General features: G+C 43.9%; 19 protein-coding genes, 1 other RNA gene and 1 pseudogene. 9 read left to right on the forward strand and 12 right to left on the reverse strand.

Annotated elements, in window-relative coordinates; all coding sequences use genetic code 11:
- Positions 1 to 14: 14 nt before the first annotated feature.
- Together C2M32_RS12280 and ilvY are read right to left on the reverse strand one after the other, a co-directional pair.
- Positions 15 to 1,760 (reverse strand): DUF4856 domain-containing protein, encoded by a 1,746-nt coding sequence (locus C2M32_RS12280; protein ID WP_199886158.1) that lies wholly within the window; start codon positions 1,758 to 1,760, stop codon positions 15 to 17.
- Positions 1,761 to 2,052: 292 nt separating this feature from the next.
- Positions 2,053 to 2,946: an HTH-type transcriptional activator IlvY gene (ilvY, locus tag C2M32_RS12285; protein ID WP_105168671.1), complete on the reverse strand. Its 894-nt coding sequence runs from the start codon at positions 2,944 to 2,946 to the stop codon at positions 2,053 to 2,055.
- Between the two features lie 124 nt (positions 2,947 to 3,070).
- Here ilvY and ilvC point away from each other — a divergent pair, with 124 nt between their 5' ends.
- The 4 genes and pseudogenes from ilvC to C2M32_RS12305 all read left to right on the forward strand — a co-directional run bounded on the left by ilvC (position 3,071) and on the right by C2M32_RS12305 (position 8,997).
- The gene (gene ilvC / locus C2M32_RS12290; RefSeq protein ID WP_105168672.1) at positions 3,071 to 4,543 is read left to right on the forward strand and encodes a ketol-acid reductoisomerase; all 1,473 of its coding nucleotides are present in this window, start codon (positions 3,071 to 3,073) and stop codon (positions 4,541 to 4,543) included.
- 284 nt (positions 4,544 to 4,827) lie between these two features.
- Positions 4,828 to 6,740: pseudogene (locus C2M32_RS12295) on the forward strand (methyl-accepting chemotaxis protein).
- 201 nt (positions 6,741 to 6,941) lie between these two features.
- Positions 6,942 to 8,120 carry a tetratricopeptide repeat protein gene (locus C2M32_RS12300; RefSeq protein WP_105168673.1) on the forward strand — a complete coding sequence of 393 codons (1,179 nt, stop codon included), beginning with the start codon at positions 6,942 to 6,944 and terminating at the stop codon, positions 8,118 to 8,120.
- Positions 8,062 to 8,997, forward strand: coding sequence for a M28 family peptidase (locus C2M32_RS12305; protein ID WP_234401288.1), 936 nt, complete (start codon positions 8,062 to 8,064; stop codon positions 8,995 to 8,997). Before C2M32_RS12300 ends, C2M32_RS12305 begins: the two co-directional genes overlap by 59 nt.
- Here C2M32_RS12305 and C2M32_RS12310 read toward each other — a convergent pair.
- Complete coding sequence (locus tag C2M32_RS12310) at positions 8,925 to 9,245, reverse strand: GIY-YIG nuclease family protein (RefSeq protein ID WP_105168674.1); 321 nt, start codon at positions 9,243 to 9,245, stop codon at positions 8,925 to 8,927. The two genes, C2M32_RS12305 and C2M32_RS12310, sit on opposite strands and share 73 nt — an antisense overlap.
- A 122-nt stretch (positions 9,246 to 9,367) precedes the next feature.
- Between C2M32_RS12310 and C2M32_RS12315 the strand changes: the two genes are divergently transcribed.
- A complete protein-coding gene (locus C2M32_RS12315) occupies positions 9,368 to 9,727 on the forward strand; it encodes an outer membrane protein assembly factor BamE (protein WP_105168675.1) in 360 nt (119 codons plus the stop codon).
- Between the two features lie 86 nt (positions 9,728 to 9,813).
- Here the strand turns inward: C2M32_RS12315 and C2M32_RS12320 are convergent, their stop codons facing one another.
- Positions 9,814 to 10,134, reverse strand: a complete 321-nt coding sequence (locus tag C2M32_RS12320) for an RnfH family protein (RefSeq protein ID WP_105168676.1) — start codon at positions 10,132 to 10,134, stop codon at positions 9,814 to 9,816.
- On the reverse strand, positions 10,134 to 10,568 hold the full coding sequence (locus C2M32_RS12325; protein WP_070991484.1) for a type II toxin-antitoxin system RatA family toxin: 435 nt from the start codon (positions 10,566 to 10,568) through the stop codon (positions 10,134 to 10,136). Before C2M32_RS12325 ends, C2M32_RS12320 begins: the two co-directional genes overlap by 1 nt.
- 140 nt (positions 10,569 to 10,708) lie before the next feature.
- Here C2M32_RS12325 and smpB point away from each other — a divergent pair, with 140 nt between their 5' ends.
- On the forward strand, positions 10,709 to 11,191 hold the full coding sequence (gene smpB / locus C2M32_RS12330; RefSeq protein ID WP_070984725.1) for an SsrA-binding protein SmpB: 483 nt from the start codon (positions 10,709 to 10,711) through the stop codon (positions 11,189 to 11,191).
- 103 nt (positions 11,192 to 11,294) lie between these two features.
- Here the strand turns inward: smpB and fabB are convergent, their stop codons facing one another.
- Positions 11,295 to 12,509: a beta-ketoacyl-ACP synthase I gene (gene fabB / locus C2M32_RS12335; protein WP_105168677.1), complete on the reverse strand. Its 1,215-nt coding sequence runs from the start codon at positions 12,507 to 12,509 to the stop codon at positions 11,295 to 11,297.
- Positions 12,510 to 12,684: 175 nt separating this feature from the next.
- On the opposite strand from fabB, the gene mnmC reads away from it, so the two are divergent.
- Positions 12,685 to 14,670 (forward strand): bifunctional tRNA (5-methylaminomethyl-2-thiouridine)(34)-methyltransferase MnmD/FAD-dependent 5-carboxymethylaminomethyl-2-thiouridine(34) oxidoreductase MnmC, encoded by a 1,986-nt coding sequence (mnmC, locus tag C2M32_RS12340; protein ID WP_105168678.1) that lies wholly within the window; start codon positions 12,685 to 12,687, stop codon positions 14,668 to 14,670.
- A gap of 65 nt (positions 14,671 to 14,735) precedes the next feature.
- Here the strand turns inward: mnmC and C2M32_RS12345 are convergent, their stop codons facing one another.
- Positions 14,736 to 15,572, reverse strand: coding sequence for an OmpA family protein (locus tag C2M32_RS12345; RefSeq protein WP_105168679.1), 837 nt, complete (start codon positions 15,570 to 15,572; stop codon positions 14,736 to 14,738).
- A 199-nt stretch (positions 15,573 to 15,771) separates the two neighbouring features.
- Between C2M32_RS12345 and rnt the strand changes: the two genes are divergently transcribed.
- Positions 15,772 to 16,440 carry a ribonuclease T gene (gene rnt / locus C2M32_RS12350; protein ID WP_105169295.1) on the forward strand — a complete coding sequence of 223 codons (669 nt, stop codon included), beginning with the start codon at positions 15,772 to 15,774 and terminating at the stop codon, positions 16,438 to 16,440.
- A gap of 19 nt (positions 16,441 to 16,459) precedes the next feature.
- On the opposite strand, the gene C2M32_RS12355 is transcribed toward rnt, so the two are convergent.
- From C2M32_RS12355 to C2M32_RS12375, 5 genes are all read right to left on the reverse strand, one after another.
- On the reverse strand, positions 16,460 to 18,256 hold the full coding sequence (locus C2M32_RS12355) for a tetratricopeptide repeat protein (protein WP_105168680.1): 1,797 nt from the start codon (positions 18,254 to 18,256) through the stop codon (positions 16,460 to 16,462).
- A gap of 106 nt (positions 18,257 to 18,362) precedes the next feature.
- Positions 18,363 to 19,367, reverse strand: coding sequence for a type I glyceraldehyde-3-phosphate dehydrogenase (gene gap / locus C2M32_RS12360; RefSeq protein WP_105168681.1), 1,005 nt, complete (start codon positions 19,365 to 19,367; stop codon positions 18,363 to 18,365).
- A gap of 17 nt (positions 19,368 to 19,384) precedes the next feature.
- The gene (gene eda, locus C2M32_RS12365) at positions 19,385 to 20,005 is read right to left on the reverse strand and encodes a bifunctional 4-hydroxy-2-oxoglutarate aldolase/2-dehydro-3-deoxy-phosphogluconate aldolase (protein ID WP_105168682.1); all 621 of its coding nucleotides are present in this window, start codon (positions 20,003 to 20,005) and stop codon (positions 19,385 to 19,387) included.
- 25 nt (positions 20,006 to 20,030) lie between these two features.
- On the reverse strand, positions 20,031 to 21,884 hold the full coding sequence (gene edd / locus C2M32_RS12370) for a phosphogluconate dehydratase (RefSeq protein ID WP_105168683.1): 1,854 nt from the start codon (positions 21,882 to 21,884) through the stop codon (positions 20,031 to 20,033).
- 366 nt (positions 21,885 to 22,250) lie between these two features.
- Entirely contained in the window at positions 22,251 to 23,879 is a 1,629-nt protein-coding gene (locus tag C2M32_RS12375; protein WP_105168684.1) for a DUF342 domain-containing protein, read from the reverse strand.
- Positions 23,880 to 24,127: 248 nt separating this feature from the next.
- Between C2M32_RS12375 and ssrA the strand changes: the two genes are divergently transcribed.
- Positions 24,128 to 24,484: a transfer-messenger RNA gene (gene ssrA / locus C2M32_RS12380) on the forward strand.
- Positions 24,485 to 24,786: the final 302 nt, after the last annotated feature.

The following is a 24,786-nucleotide window of genomic DNA, read 5'->3' on the forward strand; positions in this document are numbered from 1 at the left end:
AATTTGTGTGTTAATTACCAGTTGGCAACAACATCAGCGTCAAAGCCGTACACTTGCTCTAAAATATCACGCGCTTGCTGTAGTTGCGCGATGTATGTTTCCATATCCGCTTCTGTACCAACTACTGGCTTATTGCCCATTAACTCGTTCATTTGCGCGAACTTGCCAGCATTGGCTGCGCTGTTGAACGGTGACTCTGGGTTGAATTGTAGATTAAGTGCAAAACCTTTCATTTCTGACCAGTGCTTAGCCAAAGTCACAAATTTGTCAGCGTCATAAGTACCCGCTTTCATTTCTTCTAAGTCTTGCATTGTATCGTTGATGTAGTGAACCACAGTGGCAGAGATTGACTTCTCCCATGCTGTTGTAGCAGCAACGGCGTATGCTTTTAGTTCAACTAGCTGTGCGTCTGTTAACTCAGTGCCCACGTTGTCAGAAATAAGCTTACGACCTGCAAAGAACGCATCAAAGGCTTCTTTGCTGTAGTCAGTAGGAGCTTCAGCATCTTTCGAACCCAAGTCACGCTTTGCAGCATTGGTTGAGTTACCGAAATTGTACTCTGAGTTTAAGTCAATTTTACCATCAGCATTGTAGTCGTTATAACCCTGCCAGCCGTCACGGCCACCTTTACCTGCGATTTCTTCGTCTGTGTAGCTTGCGTAGTTACGCGCTGCACCGAAGTAACCGAAACCTTCGTCCCACTGGTGCTCTAGGTCGCTATACTTTGCGTCACCTTCAATGATGTTGCTAGTTAACAGGCCTTTGCCTGCTGTTGCGTTGTCTAGGTAATCATCTGCACCTTGTGAGAACGCCACGGCACCGTATAGGAATTTTTGTGTTAATTGCTTAAGGTCAACACCATCAGCCGTTACATAAAGCGTTTCGATTTCTTTGCCGTTTGGCGTTGATACTGAAGGAGTTTGGACGCGCTCAACAAGTTGCGCAAATAATGCATTGATTAGGCCTTCTGGCGTGTTAGTCTCAAGACCTGCCCAACCTTCAAAGTCACCTTCAGTCCAATTTTTATGTTGACCCTTGGCATCATTACCTGCAATTTTACCGCTTAGGTCTTTGTGGCTACCTGAGATATCAGCAAGCGTTGTTTGTGTAGAATCACCGACTACCGTCAGCGTCATGCCTTGAGCAATCGCATCATAGTCAGCATCTGCGATTTTGTAGTATTTATTTAACTGCGCTAATAGCTCGTCCGCTGTCATTGTTTGCGCGTCAGCGACTAAACCTTCTGCACTGCCGATGTAGTTGTAAAGCTCTTTAATTAACACGTGGCGTGCGATTTGACCTGAGTAAGATACGCTTGACTCACCTGATGTGCTGTTCACAAAATCATAGTCTTGCGCATCTTTAACGGCAAAAGTTAACGTTTGCGTAAACGTATTGTTGGCCTTGTCTTTTACGGTAACGTCAACTGATACTTCTTGTTCAGCTTCATAGTTCAGTGTCACTGTTGGTTTTAGCGCAATTGAAGCACCATCAATTGTAAAGCGCTCGTCTTCAGTTGAGAAAGTGAATGTTTCATTTGCATCAGCATCGGTTGCCGCTAACGTACCAATCACTTGACCTGCTACGTTCTCGTTTACGTCACCTTGTGCTGTTAAGGTAATCGCTGTTGGTGCTTTATTTGTTGGTGTATCGGTGTCTGGATTAGTCGTTGAATCGCCAGAACTTGAACCGCCACATGCAGTTAAACCCAATGTTGCAACCAAAATTGAAGTAGCTAAGAGAGACTTTCGTAAAACCATCAATGATTTCCTCAGAAAATTATTAATATTTATATTTCTTGATCTGGGGGTAAAGTATACACATATCTAAATGACAATCAATATTATTTGCGTTGCCTGCATAAAGATCGGGAAAATCGTCAACAAACTATGACTAAGCTGTAAAATAGTAACCACTAACCTCATTATTAACGGCTCAGATAAACACCTGTTTTTATTTAGTTAGTAGCGATTTATACGGCTCTAAACCCATTGTAAAATGTCGGTAACGTCCATTGTGTTATCATTTTCAAAAGCAAAACAATATACGTTTTCAAAATAGTGTCATGGCACATTGCCATAACGCGCTGACCACAGGGTCTTGTAGTCGCTTCTGTTTACAAACTAGTCCAATTTCGATGTCTTCTAACATTCCTCGGGTGTCTAAGTATTGCACTTGTTGTTTAAAAGGACTTTGATCCAACACAATCTGTGGTACACACGCCACACCAAAGCCTAAACTTGCCAAAGCAACCATTGCTTCATGCCCAGATACGTGCGCGTAAACTTTAGGTGTGAGCTTTTGCTGCGTACAAAAGCCATCAACACGCTCTTTCAGCACACCATGTTCAGGCATAATAAAAGGTAGGTTTGCCCATAATGCTGGGCTATTTTGATAGCGATTTAAAACATCGGTAAGCGGACAATCCATTACTGGTGCAATGATCACCAAAGGTGACTTACCAAGTGGCAAATATGCCAAACCTTGCGGCAACGCAGAAGGTTTAACCGCTACCGCTAAATCCTCTTTACCTGTTTGTACATGGTTTATCGAAAACGCGGGATCGCCCGTATTGAGGTTTAGTTCAACCGCTGGGTATTGTTTACGAAACAAGGCAAATAATTCATAGGTAAAGCTGTAGGTGGCGGTAACAGAGCAATACATACTCAACTCCCCACTTAATGGCCCTTCATTATCTTGACATTCACTTTTAAACTGCCGCCATTTGGCTAACGTCGCCTGAGCGTATTCTACAAACGCCTTACCGTGAGGCGTTAAAATAACACTGCGGTTATCACGAATAAAAAGTTCGGTGCCTAACTCTTGTTCCAGTTGTTTGATCTGTCTACTGAGTGTGGGGGCACTCACATGACATAACTCACTGGCCCTTGCGAAATGTAATGTCTCCGCCAAAGTCAAAAAATAGCGTAGTTGTTTGTGGTCCACATCGCCCACCTTTCATTAAATGAAATATAATAATTCAAATATATCATTTTACGTAATTAATAACAGGGCTTATGCTCAAGCTATCATTATTTCTAACAACAAATGATTTTATAAAGGTAATATCATGGCGAACTATTTCAATACGTTACCCCTAAGAGAGCAACTTGCTCAATTAGCACAGTGCGAATTTATGGACCCTAGAGAATTTGATGACGGGGTAAAAGTATTAGAAGGCAAGAAACTGGTCATTGTTGGCTGTGGTGCACAAGGCTTAAACCAAGGGTTAAACCTGCGTGATTCAGGCTTGGATGTAAGCTACGCATTACGTGAGTCAGCCATCAAAGAAAAGCGTCAGTCATTTATCAATGCATCTGAAAATGGCTTTACCGTAGGCACCTACGAAGAACTTATCCCAAGTGCAGACCTTGTGCTTAACCTAACGCCTGATAAACAACATACCTCGGTGGTAACAGCAGTCATGCCACTGATGAAACAAGGCGCGACACTTGCCTATTCGCACGGTTTTAATATCGTTGAAGAAGGTATGCAGGTACGTGAAGACATCACTGTAATCATGGTTGCACCTAAGTGTCCAGGTACTGAGGTACGTGAAGAGTACAAACGTGGTTTTGGTGTACCAACCCTTATCGCTGTTCACCCAGAGAACGACCCAGAAGGAAAAGGTTTAGCTCAAGCGAAAGCATACGCAGCGGGTACCGGTGGCCACAAAGCAGGTGTATTACACTCTTCATTTATTGCCGAAGTAAAATCGGATCTAATGGGTGAGCAAACAATCCTATGCGGTATGTTACAAACCGGTTCACTACTTTGTTTTGATAAAATGGTCGAGCAAGGTATCGATGCTAGCTATGCTTCAAAACTCATCCAGTATGGCTGGGAAGTGATCACAGAAGCCCTAAAACACGGCGGTATCACTAATATGATGGACCGTTTATCAAACCCAGCAAAACTAAAAGCATTTGAGTTAAGTGAAGAACTAAAGCAAATAATGCGTCCTCTGTACAACAAACATATGGACGACATTATCAGCGGAGAATTCTCAAAAGGCATGATGGCAGATTGGGCAGAAGACGACGCCAAACTACTTTCATGGCGCGAAGAAACCGCTAACACCGCTTTTGAAAAGCAACAAAATACTGATGAAGAAATTAGCGAACAAGCGTTCTTCGACAAGGGTATTTTAATGGTGGCAATGGTAAAAGCAGGCGTTGAGTTGGCATTTGAAACCATGACCGCTGCGGGCATCATTGATGAGTCGGCGTATTATGAGTCATTACATGAAACGCCATTGATAGCTAACACCATTGCTCGTAAGAAGTTGTTTGAAATGAATAGAACGATTTCTGATACAGCTGAGTATGGCTGTTATCTGTACAACCATGCGTGTTTGCCGCTACTTAAACCATTTATGAGCAAAATCAATACCGATGTGATTGGTCAAGGTCTAAGCGACAACAGCAACTATGTTGACAACCAGGCGTTGATAAAAGTGAATCATGCTATTCGCACTCACCCTGTTGAGGTAATTGGTGAAACATTGCGTGGTTACATGTCGGCGATGAAAAAAATCGTTTAACCCTCTCCCTAGGCAAGTTACTGAGCAACCTTGCCAGTTTTTAACAGTTCGCTTGTTAGAAACCAAAGCCCATCAGCCTATGCGATGGGCTTTTTCTATTTTAGTTCCAAATATGTAGGTTAATCGGTATAAATCAGCAATTAGAGTTATATAACTAATTTATAGGTTTATATAATAAAACCTGTGTTTACAACCACATCGGAAACTTTGATGACAGAAATAATATGCCCAAATAATCGGTTATGCTAGAATATTTAATTCAGTTCGGTAAAAAGTGTAATTAAATGCGGATGTATAACTTATCTATCACTCAAAGGATCACCCTACTGGGTAGCTTAATCGCAATTATTGTTGCCAGCGTTATTGGCGCCACTGCGATTTACAGTGCCAAGACCATGACTGAAAAAAGGATGTTGGAGTCGGAACTACCAAGCAAAGTAGAGAGTATTAATAAATCAATAGCACAACAAATATTGCAACTAAAAAGTGCTGCACAACAACTCTCTAGCAATCAGTTCATTGTTGAGATGGCAAAACAAGGAACATTGAATGAAGCAATGCTGGTTGATGAACTTAAACGTATCGCTAGGCAATACGACTTAGTGACAGCATCTTGGGCGAACCGCCAAAGTGCACAGTATTGGAACCAAGATGGTTTTTTACGGGTGCTTAACCAGCAACAAGACGGTTGGTTTTTTGGTTTTACCCAAAGCGCAGAACCGTTCTCAATTAGTATCTTCCAGGAAGCACCTGGTGATGTAAAAATGTTTGTTAATATCAGCAAACAAATGGCATTGGCTTAGCAGGGCTGGCCAAAAGTATTGATGATATGCAGCGTATGCTAAGCGAAATGAAAATAGAAAAAACCGGTTTTGTATACGTAGTGAACTCACAAGGCCAGGTACAACTTCATCCTGATGCATCTAAGGTCGCTAAGTCTAACCTAAATGATTTTTATGGTCGTAATGCCAACAGCCTGTTGTTAACTAGTAGAGCATTTTCGTCCAGCACCTTTGTCATTGATGGCCGCGATACCATCGTAGCGGCAAGCCCAATTGAGCAAACCGACTTGTACGTCATCGCGCAAGTCCCCTCTAAAGAAGTATTTGACGAAATAAACGCCCTGCAAGGACAGATTATTCTGTTTTCACTGATCACAGCCGTTATCGCCAGTTTTATCAGTTTGTTGATGGCAAAAAACCTCAGCGCGCCATTGTCTAATATGGCACAACTATTCGCGCGTTTAGGTAGTGGTGACGCTAAACTTCACTATCGAGTTCCACAGTCCAATCAGCCCGAGCTGCAAGCTTTGGCTGATGGGTTTAACGAGTTTATCTCAAAAATTGAATCTGCAATCAAAATGGTGGCCAGTGAGAGCCGCGATATTCGCACAGCCAGTGAACAAGTGTTTGAGCAAAGTATCAAAAACTCAAAAGCATTGGACGAGCAGAAGTCTCAGACCATTAGCGTTGCCGCTGCTATCAATGAGATGGGTGCTACCGTGCAAGAGATTGCCGGCAGTGCAAATAACTCGGCAAAACTGACCGAACAAGGTAAAGCGTCATCTGAGCAAAGCCATCAGCGAGTTCAACAGAGCCAGCAAATTCTGCAAACACTGGCTGGTGATATTGATGCCACCGCACATGAAGTTGAAACCCTCGTTCAGAAAACACAGTCAATCGCCAATATCGTTGATGCAATTCGTAGTATCTCAGAACAAACTAACTTGTTGGCACTGAACGCTGCCATAGAATCAGCCCGAGCTGGAGAGCATGGCCGAGGATTCGCTGTTGTCGCCGATGAAGTTCGCGCCCTCGCGAGCAGAACTTCAAAGTCAACCGATGAAATACAAGCCACTATCAGTGAACTGACCCAAACGTCAGACGCTATTGTGGCGCAAATCAATCAGTCCAAACAGCAGGCTGAGCAAAGCGTCGAGAGCATGCAAACCTCTGTAGAATTAATGTCTGATGTTACTGAGGCGGCTAACCAAATCAATGATATGACTACGCTTATCGCCGCAGCCACTGAGCAACAAAGTAATGTTGTTGCCGATGTGGGACGCAGTATTGAACACATCAGTACCATTAGTGATGAAGTGACAAGTGCACAGCTAAATACAGAACATGCGATTCAAGCACTCGCTGGCTCTGCAAAATCTCTAGACGACTTAGTTGCCAGCTTTGAGCAACAATAGTCTACTGAATTGGCGGTCATAAAGGCCGCCAAACTCCTCTCCCCTCCAGTACAACACTATAACATTTGCAAACCTGAAATATTTATCGTTTAGCAACGGTCTTCTTTGGTAGCAAGCGAAATAATTTGTAACGCTTAAACTGTCAAACGGCTTGAAATATCAACTATGCTATAAAAATGTAGCTGTATCAGGAAATATGTTATGCCAATATTTAGACAAACTCTGTGCCTTGCGGCCTTGTTGAGTGCGCTGACACTAACAGGCTGTAACAGCACACAAAGTTCGGTGTCGATTGATCAGAGCATCGCACTCAATAGCACGTTCAAACGTATAGCGGTTGAATCCGAACATGATGTGTTTCAACTGGACTCGAAAATCACATCACAATTAACCCTGTTTTTTAAAAGTGGAACGCCTCAACTAGAACAGACCAAAGCGCTGATGCAGTTTCTCGTTGATAATGGTGAATCGTCTTTAGCGTATCAATCTGACGCAAACTTAACGGCATCACAGGCCTACTACAATTTGAATGCTAACTGCCTGTCGTTATCAATTCTGGCGTATAGCCTCGCGGAGCACTTAGGATTTAATGCGCAATTTCAGCGCGTTCATATTCCTGAATATTGGGATCAAAGCCGTGGCTACAGTTTACTAACGGGTCATGTAAACTTGGTTGTGTCAGAAACAAATCGCAGTGTAGAAAACAGCCACATTTTATATACACGACCAAAGTCGATAGTTATTGACTTTGACCCTAACAGTCGCAGACAAGCGTTTAGTACTTCCAACATCAGCAAGCAACGCATTTTAGCAATGTTTTATAGCAACAAGGGCGCAATGGCTCTGGTCAATGGCGATCATGATAAAGCCTATAGCTACTTATCTGCCTCTGTCAACGCGGACCCTGAATATTCTGGCGCATGGGGTAATTTGGGGATCCTATACCGCGTAGCAGGTTTTCATCAACAAGCTGAACAAGCTTACGAGCAAGCACTAGCGCTCAATCCAGAAAACAATAATGTACTGGGCAATCTCGCCGTACTCTATAAACTCACTGATCGCTCGGATGAAGGTGAAAAAATTATTGCCCGCCTTGAAGAGAAACGCAAAAATAACCCTTATTACCTCATAGTTAAAGGTAATGAAGCGATTAATGCACAGCAATACTCCGAAGCCCTTTCATTCTTCCGTAGAGCTAAAAAGCTTGATCACAATTTACACGACAGTTATTTTGGCATGGCCAAAGTATATTATTTGAGAGATGACCTTGAACGTGCAAAGCATTATTTATCAAAAGCTTATGAGCTTTCTGAGTTTGACCATGACCGTCACCGTTATCAAGGCAAGTTACAGTGGTTACAAGCTGTGGCTAAAAATTAGCGCCATTGTATTGTGTTGCGCATCGCCTTTGGCGATGTCGCAGCAACTCTTTGATGACCTAGTAACACTCACCAGTCCCGCACATGCGGGTAGAAGTGCTGGCAGCGATAAGCCCAACATCAGTGCGCAATTTATCTATGAAAGATTCCAACAACTGGGATTACAAACTGAGTATCAACGCTTTTCATTCAAAATTGGCTTCAGCGCACAAGCCATCGGCCATAACGTTGTCGCAAAGCTCCCTTGCAATGCCCAACCCTGTGGCAAAGCCATCGTTGTTTCGGCACATTATGATCATTTAGGTACCAAAGGTAATAAAATCTACGCTGGTGCGAATGATAACGCCTCGGGCACAGCGGCATTATTGGCCGTGGCACAGCATCTAAAAGACGCAAAGCGTTTTTATCCTGTTATCTTATTGGCCACCGATGCTGAAGAAAAAGGGCTGCACGGCGCTAAGTATTATACTAGTAAGATGAATAAGCAGGAGTATGCGCTCAACATTAACCTAGATATGTTGGCTCTGAACCAAAAAAGTACCCTTTATGTGATGCATTCGCGCACAGCTAAACCATACGTCGAGGTGCTGGCAAGCTTAAAAGCCCATGACTTCAAATTAAAACTCGCTAGTTCACCACAAAGAATGCGTAGGCTGGTTGGCACCGAACGTGTCGACTGGCTCAAAGCCAGCGATCACTATGCCTTCCACAGAGCGGGACTGCCCTATTTATATTTTGGCATGGGGGAAGATAAAAACCATCACAGTGTCAAAGATACAATCGAGCAAATAGATTTTGAAAAGTATCAGCACGTGGTCAATTTCATCAGCGACTTTATGGTCGCGTTACTTGACTGCCCCTTGGACTGTACCAGCTGAACTTTTTGTGCTTTTGACAACTTTTTAATTTGCCACTCCAGTTTGCTGGCTTCGCTCTTATCACCCACTGGGTGGCTAAAAACTAGCGTCAATGGTCCCTTTCCCTTGAGGTTTTTAGCGCCAGTCCCTGCACTATGAGCGTCAAATCGCTTCGCAACATCTGTGGTAATGCCGGTATACCAATGACCAAATTTTGTTTCAACAATATAAACAAACCACTTTCTGGTGTTTTTTGGCTCTGTCACCATGTCAAAATACCTACTATGGAGAAACTTTTTCCTGCATGTATGGTCGAAGTTCCACAAGAAGCTTTACCTTCTGCGCTTAATCAGTATCATGCAAATAACACAAAATAAGGATACACAAATACATGCTGTCTAATAAATCCCTTTCTGTATGGCTCAGTGCTGTTGTAATTACTGTGATGTTATCTGGTTGTTCAAGCTGGGTATACCGCATCAATGTGCCACAAGGTAACTTTTTAGAGCAGTCAGATGTAGATAAACTACGTGTCAACATGACTCGCGAGCAAGTGTTGTTCGTCCTAGGTAGCCCTATCGCTAAAGACGCTTTTAACGACCAAACATGGCATTACGCTTATGTATTCAATATTGACCGCGAATCAGAGCAACGCAAATCGCTTACAGTACACTTCGATGGCGATAAGCTGACAAAAATCACTGGTGATTTTGACGAGCCTGAATCGTTCAATATTCCACTTGACCAGTAAACACACACTAATCAACTAAAAAGGGCGACTCCGCCCTTTTTTAATGACTATCACTTACCGCATCCAGCTCAAGCTGGAAAATACCGCTAACTTAAGGGCCGACCACCTGTTATCTTATTCGCACGCCCTTCTTCTTTTGCCTTTTCAGCTCTACGACGTCTAGCGTCCTTAGGATCAGCTATCAAGGGACGGTAAATCTCTATACGATCACCTTCTCTTACCACTTGATGGTTCTTTACCGTTCTATTCCAAATACCAAGAGTTAGGTTAGTTGCATCAATTTCAGGGCATTTTTCTAAAATACCTGACTGCATCACAACTTGTTCGGCAGAAGTGCCTTCAGCCACATCGACTTGTATACATGTTGCTTTATGTGGAATGGCATATACCACTTCAACTTTAATCATTATCTGGCCCCATATACCGTTTTAGCGCGTTGCGTGAATGCAGCAACCATGCTCTTTGCTACTTCGTTAAATACCTTGCCAAACGCCATTTCTATCAACTTGTTCGCGAATTCAAATTCTAACTTCAAACTGACTTTACACGCCTGATCATCCAGCTCCGTAAATTGCCAATGGCCATGTAAAGATTTAAATGGACCTTCAACTAACTGCATATGTACAGTCATCCCATCAAAACTGTTTTTCGTGGTAAACCATTTCTTCAACCCTGCTTTAGATATTTCTAAGCTGGCCGTCATACTCTGTTCATTGGCTTGAAGTATTTTTGCATCAGAGCAATTCGGTAAAAAAGCTGGATAAGCATCAACATCGTTAACTAAATCAAACATCTCTTGGGTGCTATACATCACCAACGCGGTTTTTTCTATTTGTGGCATAGGTACTCCAATTCATTTGCGCCGATTTTAGCAAGCTTTTTAAGATTTATCTTGTATGTGACCCCCCGCTAAGGGAAAATAACCTGCAAAATAAAAAAAGCGCTGTTTTCTATTCTCTTTTCTAGGTAAACTAGGCCATTATGGCAAAGAAAAAATCATCAAAATCAACAAGCAATACCATCGCGTTAAACAAAAAAGCGCGTCATGAGTATTTTTTAAACGATAAATTCGAAGCGGGTATTGAACTACAAGGCTGGGAAGTAAAAAGTATCCGAGCTGGTAAGGTCAACATTTCCGACACTTATATTCACCTAAAAGATGGTGAAGCGTTTCTATTAGGCAGTCAAATTCAACCACTAAATAGCGCTTCTACACATGTGATTTGCGATCCAATGAGATATCGCAAATTATTGCTCAACAAACGTGAAATTGATCGTCTCGTTGGTGCAACTGAGCGTGAGGGTTACTCTCTTATTGCCACGGCTATGTACTGGAAAAAATGCTGGGTAAAATTAGAGTTCCACTTGGCCAAAGGTAAGAAGATGCATGATAAACGTGCTGATACCAAAGAGAAAGACTGGTCTCGTGAAAAAGAACGCTTAATGAAACATAAAGCCAGATAGATAAAAAAGCCTCTGATTAGAGGCTTTTTTATTGTCAGCACCGGTTTTCTAACGCGTAATAAAAAGCCCCGCAAATGCGAGGCTCCAAGACAAAGTTCAAGACTTAGCCTTTATATTTTTGCATTACTAGTGTCGCGTTTGTGCCACCAAATCCGAAGCTATTTGACATCACAGTATGCAACTCGACATCACGACGTTCTGTCACAATATCCAAGCCTTTTGCTTGTTCGTCCAACTCATCAATGTTGATTGATGGTGCTACGAAGTTATTTTCCAACATCAGTAATGAGTAAATTGCTTCATGCACACCTGCAGCACCCAAAGCATGTCCTGTCATTGCTTTTGTTGCGCTGATAGCAGGTGATTTGTCGCCGAATAGCTCCTGAATCGCACCAAGCTCTTTTACATCACCCACGGGTGTTGAAGTGCCGTGTGTATTTAGGTAATCCACAGGACCTTCAACGCCAGCCAAAGCCTGCTTCATACAACGCACTGCGCCCTCACCTGATGGTGCAACCATGTCGTAACCATCTGAAGTGGCACCGTAGCCTACTATCTCAGCATAAATATGTGCGCCACGAGCCAAAGCATGCTCAAGTTCTTCAACAACCACAATGCCGCCACCGCCTGAAATAACGAAACCATCACGGTTAGCATCGTAGGTACGAGAGGCTTTTTCAGGTGTATCATTGTATTTAGTTGACAGTGCACCCATAGCATCAAACTCCATCGCCAGAGTCCAATGTAGCTCTTCACCACCACCGGCGAAGATCACGTCTTGCTTACCTAGTTGAATTTGTTCAACTGCGTTACCAATACAGTGTGCAGATGTTGCGCACGCAGAGCTGATTGAATAGTTAACACCCTTGATTTGAAAAGGTGTCGCTAAACACGCTGATGCTGTGCTGGCCATGGTACGAGGTACCATATAAGGTCCAACGCGTTTTACACCCTTCTCACGTAGGATGTCAGCTGCTTCAACCTGATATTTTGATGAGCCACCACCGGAACCAACAATCAGACCGGTGCGCTCATTTGAAACCTGTTCTTGAGTCAAACCTGAGTCTTCAATCGCCTGCGCCATTGAAATGTAAGAGTATGCCGCCGCATCACCCATAAAACGATGTGCCTTACGATCAACAAACTGCTTTACATCGATATCAATATTTCCAGAAACGTTACTGCGTAATTTATAGTCAGCAAACTCTTGGTTGAACGCAATGCCACTCTTGCCTGCCTTCAAAGATTCCAATACTTCTTGCTTGTTGTTGCCGATGCTAGAAACAACACCGATCCCCGTAATTACGGCTCTTCTCATGGGTAAATTCCCTTAGTCTTTACTTAATTGCGTTTATTCTACGCTGAAATCAATGACAAAGTGGTCAGCTTTCCAGCGTACACACGTACTCTGAATTAAATTAGCACAAATTACAACGGACGTAGCACGATAAAACGCGTAAAATACGGCAAAGTTTTAATTTTCTCGTTGCTTTATGATCCAAAACGCACAAATTCACTTTAACGAGTTGGGTACGCCTGTAGCCGACAACTTCGACGATGTTTACTTTTCGAATGATGACGGACTCGCTGAGTCTCATTATGTGTTTTTCACCCAGAATCATATCGCGGAACGCTTAACCAAACATGATCAAAAACACTTTGTTATTGCCGAAACAGGCTTTGGTACGGGTCTAAATTTTCTCAATGCTTGGCAACAATACGATGCTTTGCAAAGCCAGTATGAGTTACCAAGGTTACATTTTATTTCCTTTGAGAAATTTCCAATCAGTCACAATGATTTGGTCAAAGCGCTTGCGGCATGGCCAACCTTAAGCACCTACGCTGAACAACTTTGTGCTCAGTACCCAATGGCGTTGGCTGGTTGTCATCGATTAGAGTTTGATAATGGCAATATTACCCTCGATCTGTGGTTTGGTGATGTGCATGATTCACTACCAAGTATTAGCTGCCAAGATACGGCCCTTGTAGATGCTTGGTTTTTAGATGGCTTTGCACCAAGCAAAAATCCCGATATGTGGCAGCAATCATTATTTGATGCCATGGCAAATCTCAGTCGCAGCAATGCCACTTTCGCAACCTTTACCGCAGCTGGTTTTGTGCGCCGAGGGCTGCAACAAGCGGGCTTCGAGTGCAAGAAAGTAAAAGGCTATGGTCGCAAAAGAGAAATGGTCGTTGGTACACTTGCCGCGGCCAATCGCTACGCCAGTACGCCCGATTATTACGCAACGACCCCATCACAACTTAGCCAAGTAGCAATCATTGGTGGCGGTATCGCCAGCGCTTGCCTTGCTTATCAACTAAGTAAGCGTAATATACACAGCACACTGCTGTGCCAAGATAACGCATTGGCCAAGGGCGCATCTCACAACCGCCAAGGTGCGATTTACCCTAACCTACAGGCTGACAACACACCACCTAGCGAGTTTTACGCTCATAGCTTTTTATATGCAAAGCGCTTTTATCAACATATTGCATCTTTGGGCTTTCATTTCGACCATGATTGGTGTGGTGTGTTACTACAAGCCGTCAGTGACGCAAAACAAGCACAGCAACAAAACTTGGTAGAGAAATACAATTGGCCCGAGGCACTGATCCGCAGTGTAACGGCGGAGCAAGCCAGCGATATTGCGGGGGTGACGCTGCCATACTCAGGGCTGTATATCGAACAAGCGGGATGGGTTAATCCTGCTCAGCTTACTCAGGCAATATATGAGGCGGCTAAACAGACAGGACAATGTCAAAGCCACTTTAACACCGATGTTGAACGCCTTGAAAAAACGGATGAGGGGTGGTTGTTGCACACATCCAATGCGTCATTTGGTCCATTCAGTGATGTTTTTGTCTGTGCTGGTGAACACAGTGACAGATTTGCGCAAACTCAAGACATCCCTATTCAAGGGGTACGCGGTCAGGTGTCTCATGTTCGAGCCAGCGAGTACTCATCTCAATTGCAAACTGTGCTATGTCACAAAGGTTACTTTACCCCTGCCAATGACGGGTTGCATTGTATGGGTGCGACATTTGAAAAGAACAGCAAAAGCCGCAGGGTGACTGAACAAGACGATCACAGTAATCGTGCACAGCTGAATAAATTCTATGGCGATTGTGACTTCGCCAAAACTCTCGGGGAAATAAGCGGTGCCAAGGCGGCGGTTCGTTGCTGTTTTGCGGATCATATTCCTATGCTAGGGCAAGTACCTGATAATCAAGATTTGATGACAGCTTTTGCAAATTTGCGCAAAGGTAAACACTATGGCTTTACAGCGCCTCAACAACCACATACAGGTCTTCATATTGTCACTGGGTTTGGTGCACGAGGTTTGTGTACAGCGCCACTGGCAACCGAGCATTTAGTAGCCAGTTTATGTAATGAGCCTCGCCCATACAGCGAGCGCGTTCATCAAGCGATCCACCCAAACCGGTTTATTGTACGCGATCTCATTCGTAATAAGATTTAACCACTTAAAATGAACAACGCCGCTTTATCAGCGGCGTTGTTCAATTGTCGAGTAACCCGAAACCTTTAAGGTCGAGAGATTTGAATGACCACACGGCGGTTACGATTTCGGCCAATCTCATTGTCATTGGGTGCCACATGGCGCTTTTCACCCAACCCTTCGGTCACGATACGCTCTGCGGCGACACCTTTTGCAGTAATATATTCCTTGATTGCCTCTGCGCGTTTGCGAGACAGCTCCAAGTTAGGCCAGCGCCCACCGTGACTGTCTGTGTAGGCCGAAATATAAATAGATTCGATGTTTGGATCATTATTGAGATACTCACCTATCATGTCCAAACGCTTGCGTGAAGACTTAGTCAGTTCGCTAGAATTCTTCTTATAGTTCATTACCGTAAACGAAATATCTTCAAAACTATAAGGTAATAGGTTGTCTCTACACTGTAAAAATGCCCAATAGGCCTGCTTAAAATTGACGGATGATAAAGCCACTGAGATCTGGTCTTGGCTGTTTTGCCAGTCCTTATAATGAAAAGTGGGAAAATACCCTTTCTCTAATTCGCTGAGCATTTCCCAAGACAACACATTATCCAGTTCACCATCAAATTTTTTCAGTAGCTGCATCTGGCCGATATCACGGGCAGGCACACCGGGTCGCCACACTGGCGGAACCGATTGCAAGCCAGCAAATGCATACGTCTCCGGACGTACTACCATATCGAGGTTAAAGGTTAGATCTTTATTTTTGCTGGCAGTCACACTAAAAACCGCTTCACCATAGTAAGGTACTTCATGGTTTAGACTACACTCGAGCCGCGCTTTCTTATCAACTGCCCAATGAGATGAGTCAGCATCGGCGCTATATTGCCGCATTGCCGCCTGCGGCTGACTCATCACAACCATCAGTACTCCAACTCCAAAAATATTAACCCGTATACTCACCGCTCTACTCCGCTTTGCCAATTTATTGCTATGGCGTCACTACTGTGTTCTTGAAATGCAATAATTATGCCCATAACTCAGTCATCCCCACAAACTCTGATTCGCATATTTTGATGCACCTTGTATAATGGGCGGCTCAAATTTAGCAACCAATAAGATTATGGCAGATCAAGAGCAAACTCTATACTCACAACGTTTTCGTGGCTTCTTTCCTGTAGTTATCGACGTAGAAACCGCAGGCTTTAATAAAGATACTGATGCTTTGTTAGAAATCGCCGTTACCACCTTAAAAATGGACGAGCAAGGCATCCTTAGTTTAGATCAAACTTTACACTTTCATGTTGAGCCTTTTGAAGGCGCCAATATTGAACAATCTGCCATAGAGTTTAATGGAATAGACCCGTTCTCTGCGCTTCGTGGAGCAGTCGTAGAAGCTGATGCGATTAAAGAAATCTGTAAAATGGTGAGAAAGGCGCAAAAAGCAGCGGGCTGTTCGCGCTCAGTGGTAGTGGCCCATAATGCCGCATTCGATCATGGCTTTTTAAATGCCGCTATCGAGCGTAACAACATCAAACGCACACCTTTTCATCCGTTCGTTAGTTTTGATACAACGTCACTGGCCGGCCTTGCACTTGGACAAACTGTACTTGCCAAGGCCTGTCGCACGGCAGGTATTGAGTTTGACAACGCGCAAGCACACTCAGCTTTATATGATACTGAGCGCACTGCTGAGCTATTTTGCCATATCGTTAATAGGTGGCAAGAGCTAGGTGGCTGGCCGTTGCCAGTGGTAGAGGAGAGCGAATCAACAACGAACAACCCCGCATAAGACATTCGGCTGCTTGTGCTTATAGGTTATTCAACGCCTTGCATGCCTTTGTATAATTTTGCTTACACGAGCGCTGATATAGCGCTCTTGCCTTGCTAATATCTATTTTTACACCCAGCCCTCGCTCATACATATAAGCCAATTCATACTCACTTTTAGCGTGAGCCTGTTGTGCCGCCAAGTTAAAGTACGCATATGCTTTTTCGTAAGCGAGAAGGTTATTTTTGTAAAACATTCCTAAGCTATATTGACAACCAGCAATCTTAGCTAACGCACACATACCATTCCAAGCCACCCCAATAAGCGGCGTCTTAGATGATAAATAGTATTCGCCAAGTTTCCATTGTGCATATGGGTGAAACTGATATGCCGCCTTTTCGTAGTGCTTATAGGCTTCAGTAAGGTTTTTTTCTGAAAAGTAGCCATACTGCATCGCTTGACCTTTCAAGTAGTGTGCACTCGGTTCACCAGATTCAGCGGCTTTATCAATCCAATATTTTGCCTGTAATAATTGTTCAGAATCATGACTGCCATGTTGGACGAGCATTCTCCCTAACATAGTTTGAGCTTGTACATAACCTTGCTCTGCCAGCGGTAATAGACCTTGCAGCCTTTTTGGTATTTTATTTTCATCATCGCGAGTATCTTGGATTAGCATTTCATACTGCGCTCCTAAATGCCCCAAAGAAGCGGCCTTAGCCAAATAATAGTTAGTGAACTGCCCATCTATTAATCTGACTGTCGCAGCTTGTTCATACCAAACTTGCCCTGCTGTACTACCTTGTATTGCCGCTTGTCGGTGCCAATCAGCTAGCCTGGCATTTTTGCTAACACTAAGTCCATGGTCGTACATAATAGACAACAGCGCATGACCATTGAGGTAACCCATATCAGCACTTTGTAACGCGTATTGGCTACACTCTTGCGTCATAACATCTGCTGCCACCCCTTTTAAACACAACAAGCTCAGCTTATAGTTCGCTACTGCGCTTTGCTGCTGGGCAACTTCGCTAAAGAACGAAGCAGCCTTATGCCATTCTCCGCGCGATGCAAAAGTGCCTGCCTTTAGCATTTTCATTGCCGATGAAATTTCTATAAGCGGCTCTACTAGCTTTGTTTCTATGCTATTGTTAAGTGCTGCAAAAGGATAAGGGATATCTAGCAACCTATGAACAACACGATTATTTTCAAAAATTATTTCCCTCTGCTGACCACTTGACCTGTCATTGACCACAAAGATGAGATAAGCACTTTGGTATTGGTCGCCTGATTTTGCATACACATCAATAACTTCAAATTCAGACAACTCTATGAAATCATACGCATCATCCCATAGAACCACCTCATAAGAAGAGTAATATTGCTCTCCAGAACCACTACTTTTAATTCCTTCTATCAGAAATTCTGCTGTTTGAGCATGGTATTGAGCTTGTTCTAAATCGCCAATTGATTCATAACAGGATGCCGCTGAAAGATGTGGTTTGACCGAGAAAAAATTATTGACGGTATACCGTTGCCAATCGATGAAATCATCGCACTCTAGCGTGGGGTCTAAACTAATGGTCTCCATTTGCTGTAAATACTGAGCATCTAATTTAGCCGACATATTGATAAAACTCGTAGACAAGTAAGCATTAAACAACTCTTTGTAGCTTACTGCGTCACTACTTTTTTTGTATTGCTGTATGAGTAAAGTGAATTTCTCATCGTGCTCTTCGTTGCTCACAGGAGCAACAGCCGAGCTTTTACAACCTGTTAATGTATACAAAATAATAATTAAGCACAGCAACATGCTTATACGCGATAACTGATTCATAGGCTTTAAGGCAAAAGAGAAACGGCCGCGGATGCTACCATGTAATAGGCAAATTAAAAAGCCGCTATACAGCGGCTCTTTAATATAATGACTAGCGTGTGGGATATTACAAGAACTGACCCAACGCTTTTACTTGGTCTAACATGCGGTTTGAGAAACCCCATTCGTTATCATACCAAGCCATCACTTTAACGAGTTTGCCATCGGCTTTAGTTTGCGTTGCGTCAAACACTGACGACGCTGGATTGTGGTTAAAGTCGATAGAAACCAATGGTAATTCGTTGTACTCCAAAATACCGGCCATGGCACCTTCAGATGCAGCCTTAACAACCTGATTCACTTCTTCAATGGTTGTCTCGCGTTTAGCAATAAAGGTTAAATCAACCAAAGATACGTTGATGGTTGGTACGCGTACCGCCATACCATCTAACTTACCTGCAAGCTCAGGCAATACCAAACCGACCGCTTTAGCCGCCCCCGTTTTCGTTGGGATCATCGACTGAGTCGCACTACGAGCACGATATAAATCTGGGTGATAAACGTCACTTAGATTTTGATCATTGGTGTAAGCGTGAATCGTTGTCATGCTGCCTTGTTCGATACCAATGACATCGTTCAACGCTTTTGCAACAGGTGCTAAACAGTTAGTCGTACATGAGGCATTAGAAATGATGTTGCTCTGTGCATTTAGCACGTCGCTGTTTACACCATGTACTACGGTTGCATCCATGTCTGTGCCAGGTGCAGATACAATCACCTTCTTCGCGCCGGCTTCAATGTGTTTCGCCGCCGCTTCTCTTGATGTGAACAAGCCCGTACACTCTAAAACGATATCAACGTTTAGTTCTTTCCAAGGCAAGTTTGCAGGGTCACGCTCTTGCGTTAAGGTAATTTCATCACTGCCAACAACCAGCGTGTTGTCATGCAAGTCTACTGTTTGGTTGAAACGGCCGTGTACTGAATCGAACTGAGTCAGGTGGGCGTTTACATTAGCTGGTGCTAAATCGTTGATAGCAACGATTTTGATTTGTTCATTTTGGCCTGACTCATAAAGCGCTCGTAAAACATTGCGACCGATACGGCCATAGCCATTAATTGCGATGTTGATCATGCTGCGATTCCCCTTGATTATTTAACTTCACTTGCTTGTTTTGCAAGCGCTTCAATGGCTTGCCAGTCTTTGTTAGCGATAAGCTGTTTGTCCAACATCCAGGTGCCGCCAACGCAAATTACATTGTTCAATGCCAAATATTTTGGCGCGCTCTCTAGCGTGATCCCCCCAGTTGGGCAAAACGTTACCTGCGGTAAAGGGCCACCAATCGATTTCAACATTGCTGTACCACCTGCGGCTTCAGCAGGGAAGAACTTAAGAAACTTGAAACCGTGAGAAGCAAGGTTCATCACTTCACTTGGTGTTGCAGCGCCAGGTAAAAATGGAATGTCAGACTCTTTGGCCAGCGCCAATAACTCGTCGTTTACTCCTGGGCTAACCATAAAATCAGCGCCTGCTGCAACCGATGCTTCAAAAGTGGCTCTATCGACCACAGTACCTGTGCCTACGTAGGCATCTGGCACGGTTTCTTTCATAATTTTTACCGCTTGCGCAGCAACCGGTGTACGCAAGGTGATTTCTAATGCTTTTAAACCACCTTTATATAAAGCTTGCGCTAGCGGCGCGGCATCTTCTAGGTTGTCGATGACAACCACAGGGACTACCGGTGCCGATGATAAAATCTTCTCTATGCTCATAACCTTCCTCATTCCCAATGCGCTGTTATTCTTCTAGACCAAAGGCGCTTGCACCTAGGTCTGCACTGCTAACAATATTTCTAAATCCATTGAACAATTCGCGACCCGTGCCATAAGTCATCTCAGGCTGTGTTAATTGCGCTTCGCGATTTGCAAGTTCTTCGTCAGATACGTGTACTTTTAAAACACCCGCCGGCGCATCCAATGTGATTAAGTCGCCGTCTTTAATTTTGGCAATCAATCCACCTTCCACCGCCTCTGGCGCTAAGTGAATAGCCGCGGGTACTTTACCCGACGCCCCTGACATACGACCGTCAGTCACAATCGCCACTTTAAAGCCTTGGTCTTGTAGCGTTGCCATAACCGGTGTTAGTTTATGTAGCTCAGGCATGCCCTTCGCTTTCGGACCCTGCTCTTTTATAACGGCGATAAAATCTTGATTAAGCTCACCATTGGCAAATGCTTCTTGCAACGCGCCTTGCGAACTGAACACTTTGGCTGGAGCACTTACCACGCGGTGTTGCTCTAACACAGCCGATACTTTAATCACTGCTTTACCTATGTTCCCCGTCAACAACTGCAAACCGCCTTGCTTACTAAACGGATTGTTTACTGGGCGAAGTACTTCTTCATCCAGTGACTTTTCTGGCACTGGGATCCACTTCACTTTGCTTGGTCCGTTGCTGTCGGTAATGATTAAGTTCGCATCGGTTGCTAATACTGGCTCTTGGGTATAAGCATCAAGCCCTTCACCTACAATGGTTTTTACGTCGTTGTGTAAGAACCCAGCATCGCGCAATTCACGCATTAAAAAGCCCATACCGCCAGCCGCTTGAAAATGATTCACATCCGCTGAACCGTTTGGATAAATACGTGCAAGAAGTGGCACCACTTCAGACAAGTCAGCCATGTCTTTCCACGTGATTTGTACGCCAGCCGCTTTAGCCATCGCAACCAAGTGAATGGCATGGTTGGTTGAACCACCTGTCGCTAGCAATCCAACTAAACCGTTAATCACGGTTTTCTCGCTGACCACATCCGCTAAACAATTGGCGTCTTTGCTGTCAATAAGCTGCTGTAACATGCGCTCAACCGCATTGCCCGTTAGGCCGTCTCTTAATTCGGTGTATGGGTTGATGAATGAGCTACCCGGTAAGTGTAGACCCATGATTTCCATCAACATTTGGTTTGAGTTTGCCGTGCCGTAGAACGTACAAGTACCCGCACTGTGATAAGACGCACTTTCAGCCTCAAGCAGTTCTTCACGGCTTACCAAGCCTTGCGCAAACTTTTGACGAACACGCGCTTTTTCTTTGTTTGGAATGCCCGACTGCATTGGCCCTGCTGGCAAGAAATACACAGGCAAGTGACCGAACGACAACGCACCGATCAACAGTCCTGGGACAATCTTGTCACACACACCTAGACAAAATACGCCGTCAAACACATCGTGTGATAAGGCTACTGCGGTAGACATAGCGATAACATCGCGTGAAAACAGCGATAATTCCATGCCATCACGGCCTTGGGTAACACCATCACACATCGCAGGCACGCCACCTGCAACCTGTGCTGTGGCATCATACTTTTGTGCAATCTGTTTAATTAAATCTGGATACTCTTTATAAGGGACGTGCGCTGACAACATATCGTTGTACGAATTGATGATCGCAAGGTTTGGCTGCTCGTCGGCTTTTAAACGTGCTTTGTCATCACTAGAACATGCCGCCATTACGTGGGCAATGTTGCCGCATCCTAAGCCTGCTCTAACGCGCGTTTGTTTTTTTGCTTTTTCGATGCGGTCTAAATAGGCGTGACGTGTTTTTTGGCTACGCTCAATAACACGTTCGGTAACTTCTTTAACTCGAGGATGCAACATATATTCGACTCATTCTCTATATAGGTTAGAGGAAAAAGGCTCAGCGCGATTAAAGACTCCACTCCAATCCTTGCACTGAGCACATTTTGATTTACCCGTTCAAAGGTACGCTATCAGGTTGTCTCTCACCCCAACCTGACACCGGTGTCACTGTATTAACGCATATCGTTGACACCGGTGTCAACCTTTACCCATAAATTTAGTCTAAAAATATAAAATGACCAAATAATGACCTAACAACAAATAAGGAGAAATATGAAGATATGAACAGAGCACCAAAACCCTATTGTTTTGGTTAGTAAGCACTTCCCTTGAGCAAGGGTGTAAATACGCGTGTACTTTAGCAGGAGTAACTCAATAAAATTATTACAGATTAAACTGCTGAGTGATTTTTCCTTCGTCTAACCTGACCATGTGCGGCGGATAAATACGAGTGAATTGTTTGGAGTCTTTGGCAATGGTCACTTCAATGCCCGGATGCATTAATTCATTGACCTTAACGCGACACGAATGCAACAGACGCGCTAACTTTTGCTGGATGATTCGGATATTACGCTGATTACGCTTGTAGTGGAGATCGAGCTGTTTCTCGCTCGCTTCGAGTTTTTTCAAAAACTCATCACGCTTACTAGATTGCGGCGATTTGGTTGCTTTGGCTTTAGCCTTGGACAGCTCCATAACCTTTTCAGTCAAACGTTTTTCAAAGCTTCTAAATTCTTTTTGCTTTTCTTTTAGTTCAAACCAATTTTGTGCAATGGCGATACGCGTACGCGTACCCGACGGAGCGCCCAACTCGCCCGTTTCAAGGCGCAATGCATTAAGTACATTACCACCTATCAACTTACCTCTGGGATTCTCACCCTTACCAATACGGATTAAACGCCCTGCTGACAAATCGCAGTGCAACGCCTGACGTTCAACAAATAAGTCTTGCTGTGTTTCAATATGACTGTATTGCGCATAACCAATCGACACCGTTCGTGCCGATTTGATACTACACGAGAACTCGTCATTATCGGCGCGCTTTCTGCCAATTGCCCCTTGAATGATGGTCACAGCGCCTGCGCTTTCAATCTGAGCACATTCCACAAAACCTATCACGGTCACATCACCGGTGGCTTTAATACGCATGCCATCTTTTACGTCACCGCTGACAATCACGCTGCCATCAAATTCAATATGACCGGTGCTTACATCCACATCTTGATAACACAAAACGTCATCAACGCGCATACCACGTGGCACCGCCACCGGTACACCTTTAGAGTCAGCAACTAAAATATTTGGATCATTTTCGTCAAGCTTAGTGCCTTCAAGCACCTGCATATCAAAATCGCGACCCGGTTTTGGCTCAAGCACATCACCGAATACCGTATAACCCGTTTCGCCTTTAGTGGGCGGAATACGCTTCATCAATGGTGCACCGGGTTTAACGGTAATAATGGCACCAAGGTCACGCATATCGACCTTGCCACCTTCTTTAGCCTGAGGACTGAGCACTCTGTCCTGCGCTGTCATACACAAGCGCACAAATTTGGCATCATCGCCATTTTTCGCACGACGGCCATGGGCGACAATGGTTTTATAGACTTCACCAGCTGGTAATTCTAATTGTTGCGCTAGAAACTGCTCAAGCACGGTTTTGTTAATACCATGTTTCACACCCGCGTCTTTTAATGCTTGTTCGGCCACGTCCATGGAGATCATATTGCCACCACGGGCGGTCACTATGGTTGCCTCAGCAATCATATTATTATCATCAACACGGATAGAGATTTCGGCGCCAATGGCCATGGCTATAACGAGGGATTCGTTGTCGGAGTCTTGACTGGTGAACAGTTTACCGATGTTTGCGTGGATAATATCAAAATCGGCAAATTCAGATTGCTCAAGCAATTCAACCAGCTGAGAAGCACTCGCTGGGAAACCAGATTCTGATGGATGAGAGAGTAAATACACCGCACCCATATCTTTATCATAACGAAACAACGACATCGACTTAATTCCTACGAAAACAAATCCACTTTGTTATTGACAACGTAACTAAGCCATTTGAGCACAACAATGCAACAATGTTAAGCAATATATGTCCACATTAGCACACAAATTATAAACGATTGTAAATGCACTTTGTACAATAATCACCCAAGCAATTCATATTTAATGAGTTACCTGAAAAAGTTCCTTGTTCAACCTCCCCTCGCTGCGCTATACTGGCGTCTCTAAACTGAATAACACATTCAGGGGCTGATTAGGATTCGACGGGATTCATGAAGCCTTAGGTGCATGTCGAGGTGCGGCTGGCCTCGTAAAAAAGCCGTATTTAAAGTAATCGCAAACGACGATAACTACGCTCTAGCGGCATAATAGCCCGCTAGCACTCCTCCAAGAAATGCTTATGGTTCTGGTTCTGGAGTGTCACCCTACATAAGATCGCTACGGAAACCCTGGCCGGGGTTGAAGGGCTAAAACTAAGCGGCCTCGCCTTTACTTATCGTGTTCGTCCGAGATTTAAAGGTTAACCAATAGACGATACTAAGCATGTAGGACCGAAGGTCGACGCTTTCCGGACGGGGGTTCAAATCCCCCCAGCTCCACCAAATAGCGAAATGAAAAGCCATCAAAACTTTGTTTTGATGGCTTTTTTGTTTGTTGGATTCTTGATTCTGTGCTGATATGGGTTTGATTTGGCACGACTTCGTCACTAGCCTAAATTGGCTTTAGTTATAGTTTCTACGCTATCTATTATAGTTGATACCCTTATTTGTCTGTCACCAAAAGCTTCAAAATATGTGTAGTTGCTCTTGCCCAGTAAGGAAAAAGAAGTCAAAATATCCTCCAAAGGTAAAGTAAATACTTTCATCTTAGCTAAACAACAAAAAATCGTATCCTATCAGTTATT

It is taken from the genome of Pseudoalteromonas sp. T1lg23B (assembly GCF_002964665.1).
GTDB lineage: Bacteria > Pseudomonadota > Gammaproteobacteria > Enterobacterales > Alteromonadaceae > Pseudoalteromonas.